The sequence below is a fragment of the Winogradskyella sp. 3972H.M.0a.05 genome (genome assembly GCF_040493455.1).
GTDB lineage: Bacteria > Bacteroidota > Bacteroidia > Flavobacteriales > Flavobacteriaceae > Microcosmobacter.
In genome coordinates, this window is sequence record NZ_JANFDA010000013.1 from 1 (window position 1) to 10876 (window position 10876).

The window sequence follows — 10876 nt, forward strand, 5'->3', positions numbered from 1 at the left end:
CCGTAACGGTAGCCATCAGTGGCACCGTGACGCCTTGGGATTAGCATCCCAAATGGATAGTAGTCATTAAATGCAACTACGTCTGGTACAAAGGTACCAAATAAGTCTACTTCATTGGATGTAGAAGCTACGCTCGAAATCTCAGCGATACTCAAATTGCTAAGTACAAAGCTCTCTACTTGTGTAAAGCTATTGTCAACACGGACAATAAATTTATGGAGTCCACTATTATTGATAGGTAATATAGTACCTATTGTGCCAGAGTCGTTAACAAATTGACTATATACGACTTGACCTTGAGGGTCGTGAATCTCAAAAATAAGATTCGCTGTCACTAACTCCCGGTCTATATCTATTTGAATAGACATAATCGCTCCTGTAGTAAGGTCGTATTCAGCATATGCTCCAGAGTCTTTATCAAAGTAACTAACATCTAACGAGTTGTCATCATTCAGGTTTATTGAAGCTTTGTTATATTCGTTCCATTTGGATTTAAAAGAATCGCTTCCAAACCAAATCTTACCAGTATTCGAAGCCGGTAATTTACGATCGGTAACCACTGTAAGTACATTACCTAGGTGATTGGTCATTTCGTAACGTTTATCTCCTACCAGACGTTCGTATTTATAGACATTAATCATTCCTGGTACAGTAGGATCATTGTCTTGAGCATCTAGGAAGTCTGGATGACCGTCGACATCTTCATCTTCATTAGTTGGATCTCCATCGCCATCGTCGTCTTCTTCTTTTGTAATGTAACCATCATTATCATCGTCGATATCTAAATGGTTAGGACTTCCATCACCATCTGTATCTAGTAAGTACACATCTTCACCATCATCTGGATCGTCATCAAATGTGTTTTCGAAAGATGTAAGGACATTATCGTCATCGTCATCTATATCTAAATAGTTAGGGCTTCCGTCATTATCGAAATCTTCATTGTTATTGTACTCATCTATTGTAAGAACTGTATCATCATCATCGTCATCATCTAGATAGTTTGGTATCTCATCCTCATCAAAGTCATCATTTCTTGGATCTCCATCGCCATCCAGATCTTCATTTTTAGTTAATATCCCATCCCCATCATCGTCGTCATCTAAATAGTTTGGTATATCGTCTCCATCTGTATCATCATTGAGTGGTGTTCCTATACCATCTACATTCTCATCAATTGTATCAACACCATCTCCATCATCATCGGGATCTAAATAATCTGGCGTACCATCATTATCTGTATCTTGAGCATCTGAGTAATCACCATCTCCGTTTGGATCCCAGTTTTCTTCCTCATTCAATACTGTATCATTATCGAGATCGTTATCTGGTCCACAAGCACCTTCAATCCAACGAGAGGAATCTAGGTTGGGGAGTGTTAGCTCAACACTTCCAGATACAGGATTTTGGCCCACAAAATCGAATTGGAAATCTCTTTGCGTACCATTGATGTCATAAGCTAGGTTACACATGTCGAAATCGTTATTAGACACATAAGAAGCCGCTAACAGCCCTGAACTACTTGTATAGGTGTTGACTTCAGTTACTAACTCCCCTGCTGTTGATGCGTAGGTAACACCATTGTGAATAAGTGTAACTTGGAAGTCGTTATTACCAACAACACTTACGTTATAGAATATCTCTTGTGTATCATAATTTTGTGCAACTGAATTGGTATTTGATAACTTAAACTTGGTTTGAGTAACATTAAAATTTCCTCCGTTTGACACATATTCTGTAAATGTAAGTTGAGGATGATACTTATAAAGCGTTGGATCATTATCATCTACTTCTTTAATGACGCCTACTCGTACTGTACTTGTTGAGCCAAGACTATTGTCCGCTAATTGATAAATATTGCGTCTAAGCACCACAGACGAATTCATTGTTACTTTGGTATCTAAAGTGTAGCTATCGCCATTCGTGAAGCTTATATCCAAATCATTGTCCGTAAAACTGCCTGCAAACCCATCTGTAGACAAAAAGCTATAAGCACAGTTTTCGCAATAGTCACCATTATTTGGGCTGCTTGGCTCTATAGGATCACCAGCCGTACGATTTAGATCTTCATTACTATAATTAGCAGATGCAAGCTTATATTTGATGTATTGCTGCATACCCAATCGACTACTTCCATAAATATTATGCTCCTTTAACGAGTATGCCAAAGATCCATCTGATTTTGAAGGTGGTGTATCCGTAAGGTTATTAACAGCTAAAGGGTTGCCTTGCGCATCTCTAAGGTAGTAAGTCGTAGTGCTTGCTGATTTACCTGGAACAGTTTTTGATAATCTGTTCCCTAAACCGTCATAAGTAAACTCAATGAAACCGTCATCAGTTTTGATGCGTTTTACCTTACCACTAACCATCCATAGAATCTCATGTAAATTTTCAGAGTCGTCAGAAATTAACTGACCTATTTCGTCATACTTATAATTCTCAAACAATTGTTCATCTATGTCTGTATCGAAGAGACCGTAGTTAGTTTGAGAGTCTGCTGCAAAGTTTAGACGGTTAGTACGATTACCATTATCGTCTGTATAGTACACATAATTCAACTGGTCCATTTGCGTACCCAGTGCATCTCTATTGAGTTCTAAAAGGTTTCCGTTTTTGTCATAACGATAACTTGTGTCATAGCCTCCAGGGCTTCCAACAACTGTGGTGGTATTGGATTCAATAAACATAACATTGTTACTCGCCTTTATTCTGTTGAGCTGGTCATATTCATAGCTATTTGATAGAATATCTAATTTTTCTTCTTTAAGCGCTCTTAGAGCGGTAGTCATCTGCTTTATATTACCATTATAAAGATTTTTATTAGGTATTTCGGAGACATATTGATTTAGATTAAGCAGTCTACTATCATAATTAGATTTATAATCTCCATCATAGTACCTAAGCGTATACCCATAGGCATCTTTAGCCACTTTATTATTGAGACCAAAATGACCATCATTACCTATATCATCTTCAGCATTTATTTTTTCAGCATTAACTCCTTTTAACCATCCCTGAATCGTATACGCGTAATCCATTCCTTGCACTTTTTTGTCTCCTACAAGTACTCTAGCCAATGGTCCATGCTTATAATAATCATATTCAGCTTCATTCTCCCAAATGATACCATCTGTTGAAGTCTGAACATCTAGAATTCTGTTATCTGCATCATATGAATATTTATGGATAAATTGATCTTTTTCTCCTTTTTGATATGTTACAGTATTTACATTACCACTTATCAAATCATATTCATATTGGGTCTTCTTGATATTCTGATTGAGTAGTACTAATCTCGAATCATTAATGTCTGTAATCAATTCTTTGACATTACCGTGTATGTCATAGCTATAGAACAAGGCATTATCATAGTATTTTTCCGCTACTGGATAATTAGAGTAATATAATACCGAGGTAACACGATTCCTATTGTTATAAGCATTATAGTCTTCAAACAGTGCACTAACATCCTGACTGAACTCTCTATCATAAAGTGTCACTGTCACTTCATCTCTGTTTTCAGAAAGGTTATTTGGAAAGCTTAGTTCGTTTACTTCATCGATTTCAATATTTGGATCGAAATGACTTACTAAGCGCCCTTCATCATTTATATCATAAAAATCATATGGTAACTTAACCTGACCAGCTTCTTTGATTCTACCTAATTCATCATAAGAGGTATAACTAAAACTCTCTAATTGTCTACTGGTATTAACAATTCTTACATTATAAATTGATTTATTTTCTTCTAAGATTGAACTGTCAAAACGCAAAGGAGATTCAGGAAATAAAGCTGAAATAGTTTTAACATTGACTCCGTTAACATAAAATTTCATCTCCCCGTTTATCCTTTCAATTTTTATTTTATCACCTACATTCCAAGGGCCTAAATTGGTTTGACCTAATCCCCAAATCCAAAGGTCTCCATCAGATCTATGATACATTCTGTAATCAATGTCGCTATGGTTTTGGTTACTATCTTGATAGGTTAAGCCTAGCATAACACTCCTATTGGTTTCATAGGCGCCTGATAACTCCCACTCAACGTAACCATCCTCATATATCAACTCTTGTGAAGATGTCCCTGCATTCCAAGATCCACTACCTCCTGCATTCTTAGTAATTACATTACCACTAACACTAACATTTACCTGATTAATAAATGTTGGGACTTGTGTAACTTCTTCAAAAAAACCAGCAACAGGTTTTATCTGCTTAGCATTCTGTGACATCACAATACGACCGAGATCATCATAAGCAAATCGAGTTTCACCTCCATCTGGAGTATTTTGATATACCAATTGGTTCAAAGAATTGTACTTATATCGTGTTCTTAGATCATGGCTTGGAGCAGGTGCTGAAACTATGTTTCCTGTTTCTCTAGCTGTATTTATGGCAGCATTATCTGCATTTTCAAGTCGATCTACACCTTCAGGAGATACGGTTTGCATTAAGTTACCCGCCTGATCATAATAATATAGTGTATACTGGTATTCTTTATCGTCATAGGTAAGGTCGAAGGTCTCAACCAGTTTATCCATTGCAGCATTGATATAGGTGTTTGTAAACCATTGCCTTTGTTCTTCCAAATATTGCTCATAGAGGTCATTGCCATAGGTTTCTTGAATATTAGTAATAAACTCCTCACAGTCATCAGTAACCTCTACCTCTGGTGTATTTACTGCAATTGTTGCAGTAGGACAAACATCTGTATTACTTGGCAAGTACTCATCATAGATATACTCTAACCAGTTGAGTGTATCATCATTTTGCCCATTAGTGGTAATGTAAGTTGAATAAGCATCAATAGCAGTTGGTGTATTTGGATGTCCAGCACCTAAAGCATGTGTGCTAAAAGAGAAGAATGATATAAAGTTTGGATTGTCAACACCATCAACATCCAATCCAAATTCGGTAACATAATCTAAATAGTGATTCAGACTATACTTATATCCTAAATCACAAAATGCGTCTTTATCTAACCACTCTGGTAAATCAAATCCAGGGACTAAGTCACTTACTTGATCATTGTTTGAATCTTGTCCTAAAGTATTTTGAAACTCAATCCATGCTACATCACAACTTACTGTAGGTACAGGAACTGGTATACAATCAATACAATCCTTGCTATTTGCGTAACTAGTACTCGTATTTGATGGACTTGATAATGGAGGACAACAACTAAAGTCAATTATCTTAGTTCCAGAAATGTTTATGGGAGCAACAGCGGAAAAAGTTGTATTAATGGTAAATGTAGTTCCGTTACTTTGCAAATAAGTTATTATAACTTCATTGCCATCTAATTCAAAGAGTGGGTTTACAGAGACACTTTGTATTTCTGTAAATCCTGTAGATGAATTTACTCCTAAACCAATACCTAAAATAGTAATGCCATCTTTTTGGATATAAGCTATATCTTGATTATTAGTAGTATAAAAATAGGTCATAGACGTTAAGATGTCTGGATCTTGGAAAAACTCAGGTAAGAACCCACCTGAGTAGGATACATAATTATTTATACTAACAGGAGTTGTAGAGAAAAGCGCATTATTATCATGAAGTTCGTTTAATAAATCCTTGAGACTTTCTTCAAAAAGCTCTTGGTTTTCACACTCATAAGGATTTGGGTAGTTTAAACCAATATTAGGATCAAAATGATCATAATCATCATTACCAGCTTGGCTACCATCTGTTCCACAATTACCTATGTTGGCGCAAGAATATCCTGTAAATACCACTTCATAGGTATCAAGTGTGTTCCCGTCCTCAACAACAATAGCTAAGAATGAGAATGTTTGTTGATTATTTGCATCTGTACCCGTAAAAATCAAATCTTTTGCTTCAGCAATATACCATTGCCCTGCACCGCCTCCGTAATTATTCCAACTATAACCTACTTGGTCTTCTAAAATAATACTACAAGTATCACCATTATTGACATTAGTATCTAAATCATTAGCATCCCCTACATAAATGTTTAAATCATTGCTGGCATCTATTCCAGAGTATATTTTTAAAACATCTGTAGATGGTGCTGTTAAAGGCTCATTAGCGTTATCTATTATAATTTCGCCTCCTAAGGCTTCATAGAGATCTGGAGTGAGGTATTGTGTATTAGTATAGGCATTGTTTACCGTCATTGGAATAGAAGTGCCTCCTTCGGTAAAGAATCCATTAAGTAATAATGTCATGTCCAAAACATTTGGACAGTTCCCTGTTTGCAACCACGTTAAATAATCCGTGTCATTTTCCATACCATCTGCATCTCCTTCTTCCATATTTTCAGATAATATATCATAAGGTAAGAATCGTCTACTTTTAACAACATATTCTCCATCTGTAACATTGTTCTCACAGATTCCTTCATAGTTCGTGTTATCAGAATTATTCACGTTGTAATAAAACGAAAATGCGGTGTGAAATTCGGAAGGGTAAGCATCAACAATTATACTTAGGGGGTTATTACTTAGGTCCTCGATACATCCATTATAAAATCCATTTTGGTTAGCAAAAATGCTCGACATGATGTATATAATCTTGTCTTTTGTACTGAGATAAATAGATCTATAGTTTACCCAAAACTCTTGTAATTGATCTGGGTCATTATTTAAAGCTGCGGCCACTCCATTTAAACTACTTGGTATCATCGGGTCACAGTCAAATAACGTAGGATCACCACACATTAACATTCTGAAAGCACCTTTCCACATAGGTTCTCCTGTACCGTCGAGATCGTGCTTCAATGCATAAGTCATCAAGGCTCTTCTGGCATCTAACTCATTCAGAATAGTATATGTTTCACCATTTAATGAAAAACTTTGATCCTGACTGTTTACATCATAATCATTATCTATTTTTACCGTACCATTGACAATACTATTGATGCCATTGCCACCAACACCATTGTAATTGACAGTTTCATCAAAATAAGGGTCTAAATCTAATAGCAGTAATGGGTCATCATATAGATCTAGTAACTGAGAATTACCTGCTATTGGTGTATTTTCAGTATCGCCTGGAGCTACTTCGTAGTATAAGGTTTTTAGGTATTCATCAAAAGCTGTAGAGCTTAAGTTTATAGGCGCGTTAGTATACGTTAAATCTGTCTTTGCCTGAGTTGTACAAATTTCATTAAAAAATGCTGTATAGCCCACCTCTGGGTGATAAAATAATAATGATTGTGCCCAACTTAATTTCCATTCATCTCTAAAATCCTCTGCATGTCTCAAATGGTTTGGTCTTACCAAAACATATCCATCTTCATTAACAATAGGCTGCCCGTTTTGGTCAATATATTCATTGCTATTTGGTGGTAAGAAGTCTGTATGGATAGCAGGTAATAAGCTTACGAGGTTTGTTCCCTCTTCTTCGATATAATTCCCATTTTCATCAGTCTGCGGTGTTACTTCTACAAAAGCTTGATTGCCTTCATCATTGAGATATTCATCAGGTCCTCCATCAATACTTACAGGATGCCTCCAAAGTGGTAAGTCTAGATTTGCACTATTTGGTAAAAACGAATTATTAGAGCCATCACCAGTATTATAGATACTAAAACGTTCATTGATATTAGCTCCCTCATCATCAGCAAAGATGGCATATTGCTCTCCTGGTCTAAAATCTTGTAAAAGTCTTAAGCTAGCAATAATACAATTTGGAGCGAATTCGAATTCGCCTGCTTCTCCTTCTTCAGATAATTCTTCCAAACCATCACAAGTAGCTATTCTAGCATTGTAAATTGCTATCAAAGCAGCAGTGTAAGCATCTATTTGTTCTTGTGTCAACACATTATATGGAGGTTGATAGCCACTGATATCTGCTTGGATTTCTGCTATTCTTGCTGCTACATATGCATCAGCATTAGCATAAGTTTGCTCAAACGTAGCACAGTCTTCAAGACTTAACAAACAATTGTTATCTACGAGATTGAGGGTAAAGTATTCTTCTGGTAGAATACAAGCACTAGCCATATAATCAGCTAAGTATGCTTCAAAGGCTTCTTGGTTAATTGTTATGGATTTACTAATCTCATATTCGCCTTGCTTTAAGGCGCCTTGGGACGTTTCAAAGGTAATGTTAACAGGATTTGTAGGATTTGTTCCTCCTGGGTCGAATGTTCCTAGTTGTTGATTAAATACAGATACAAAACCTTGATTATCTTGGTCAGTAGAGACCTGTTCTCCACAGTCATCCAATAGGCTTATCGATAAATCATACACAAAAGGATAGTTCACATCACAAAATAGCTTGCTATCAATTACTGCAGAATAATTAAGCTTGAATCTATCATTATTTGTTAATGCCATTTGAGTTCCTGAAAATTGCAAACCATCTTCAAAAGCTCCAAAAGCTCCAGAAGAGAATCGATAATTTTTATCGGCATTAGTATCAGGATCCGTACTATTCAATTTGCTCAATAAATCGACATTAAAATCGGTATGTGTTCCATTATCGTGTTCTGGTAGAGCATCTAAACTAACTGGGGTATTTCCTGCCAATGCCGTTGCTATGGTTCTACCTTGTGGGTCAATGTAGCTCACACTTATCTGACCGTTAGGATCTATAACTGTATTCTTTTTATAGAACTTATTATACCCTACTTTATAGCCAAATAATCGGTTTAGTTCTGATTGGTTAGGCGTTCCATAATGATACTTCATCTCATGAGAGCTCCCTAACTGATGTGTTTTTCCAACACCTGATTTGCGCTTTATACGACCTGTATTGTCATTGGTATATTGAATTTGCGAGAACGGGTATTCTTCTGCATTTGGGATAAAGTAATCTCTCGTATCTGTTTTTAAATCGAGATTTGGAGAATAATAAAGGCTGGCTCCTTCTGTATTTAACATACCGTTGGTAGTGAGTGCGTCTTCACAATTGTCGGCGTTAGGATTTGACCAATCAAAATCTAAATGCGTATACACATCACCATTTAAATTGAGATTGAAATCAGGGTGGAACCCTAGGTTTGCTCTTTTAGCAGGTGCTGGTAATACTTCTACTGCTGGCCTTCCTTGATTATCATAAATAACTTCTCCAACAATGGCTGTTCCATCAGTTTTTATTTTGGTTACAGTTTGTCTATTTCTTAGAGTTCCATCAAAATAACTTACAACTTCTTTCTTTTTCCCATCTTCCGCATAAGATGCTTGAAATTGCCAATTTTTCCCTTGTTCATGAGAATGTGTTGTAAGAAAATCATTCCAGTCAGATACAGTAATTGAAGTATTGGAATCAGATGTCCATTCACCATAAAACAATTTGGATGTATTTTCAAAATTTCCATTTGTGTTAGGTTCATCAGCTCTAAATCCTATTGCTCTCACGCGATATACTAAATACCCATTAGCATAGATCAAGGGTAATCTATAGCTAGTGTTTGAGGTGCGTATTCTCGTACTATTCTTTTTAAAGTCATTAAGACTAAGTAGTATGGCTGTGGCTGGTAGTGGAGTGGTTATATCAGTTTCAGAATAGTTATCAATCCAAGTCCATTCTAAATCATAATACTCAGCACCAGTAACTGTATTCCAACTAATTTCTACCTCACTAGCATTAAGCTCATTAGAGCTTATTTCGCCGTTGTCATCATAGTCAAAGAATTGATGACTAAGTGTAGGCAATACAGTAGTTAATCGTTTGTACCTATTTCCAGAATATTTAAGCTCTAAATACACATTACCCGGATTATCTGATCCAATGACTTGATTTGTAGATTTGTCGGTAACTTTAATCGTTTGTATTGTAACTCTTAAACTTTGTGCACCATCAATTCGTTTAAGATCTAAATCATTAAAGTTCCCAACATTACCAAAAGGACTATATTCTATAGTAAAGGTTTCCGCAAAAGAAGAACTTACACTATTATCGGTCATGTCAATAATTTCTACCTTCAATTCAATGTAATACGAAAACCACATAGACGGATCAATGACAATATCATCCAAAATGCCTACAGAGATCTCAACTGCTGGATTTTCCACAACACTATTTGGGAAAAAGAAATTAGGGTCTTCGATTAAAAGATCATTGTTAACCTCTAATTCAGATGGCTCTAGCGAAGCAATGGCGACATCTGTCTGAGCACTGAGATTACCGACTATTAAGCAAAAAACTGCGATACAATGTGTTACAAATTTTTTCATGTTGGTGGGTTTGATGGCTTTATTTATTGAACTAGGATTTTATAATTTTTGGTATATTCTGATGACGTTATTGACGTATCATTAATGTCTAAATATTTATTCAGATTAAAGAGATTCTCATCTATTATTGGCTTCTTATCCAAACCATTTATGACAATCTCTAATCGTTCTTTTTTTGTGTTTGAGCTATTGGGTATAAATTTCTTTTCAACAGATGTGTTGAAATAATAAATTTGTTTTTTAATGTGATGATTCTTCTTAGAGACTTGAAAAATAATCTTGTCGTATGGGAGCTTTAATTCATTACTTTTAGAAATACTGCATTCCCAATAACTGCCTTTGTCTTTTACTTCCTTGTTCTCAAACTTATCTAGAATCTGTAGAAAAGGAATTTGACTTTCAAAAACCGAATTGTCTATGACATCTACTTTGGAATATAATAGCATTCTTTCTGAATGACTTATTTTTAAATAAAAGGACTTTGTCATGATAATTTCAGAATTTGCCATTTTGAAATAATAATTGTCTCCTTGTTTTATTAGTTTGCTGGTTTGCTTATCCTTTTCTTGCATAGAAACATTATCTACATACATGGTATAAGTGGCATCAACGCTATAGGCCTCCACAGCATTATAATTTTCCATTACCTTGTTAAGTATCTCGCTAAAACTTTGAGCCTTGACAGTATGACCTATTATGGTCAATAGTATAATTAATACGTACCTCAT

2 protein-coding genes are annotated in these 10876 nt (G+C 35.6%); both read right to left on the bottom strand.

Features of this window, described 5'->3' with window-relative positions; translation table 11 throughout:
• Positions 1–10148 (bottom strand): RHS repeat domain-containing protein (locus NCE97_RS15750; RefSeq protein ID WP_503066183.1); only part of this gene is annotated, 10148 nt, incomplete at its 3' end.
• Positions 10149–10171: 23 nt separating this feature from the next.
• Positions 10172–10876 (bottom strand): LolA3 family protein, encoded by a 705-nt coding sequence (locus NCE97_RS15755; protein WP_353780249.1) that lies wholly within the window; start codon positions 10874–10876, stop codon positions 10172–10174.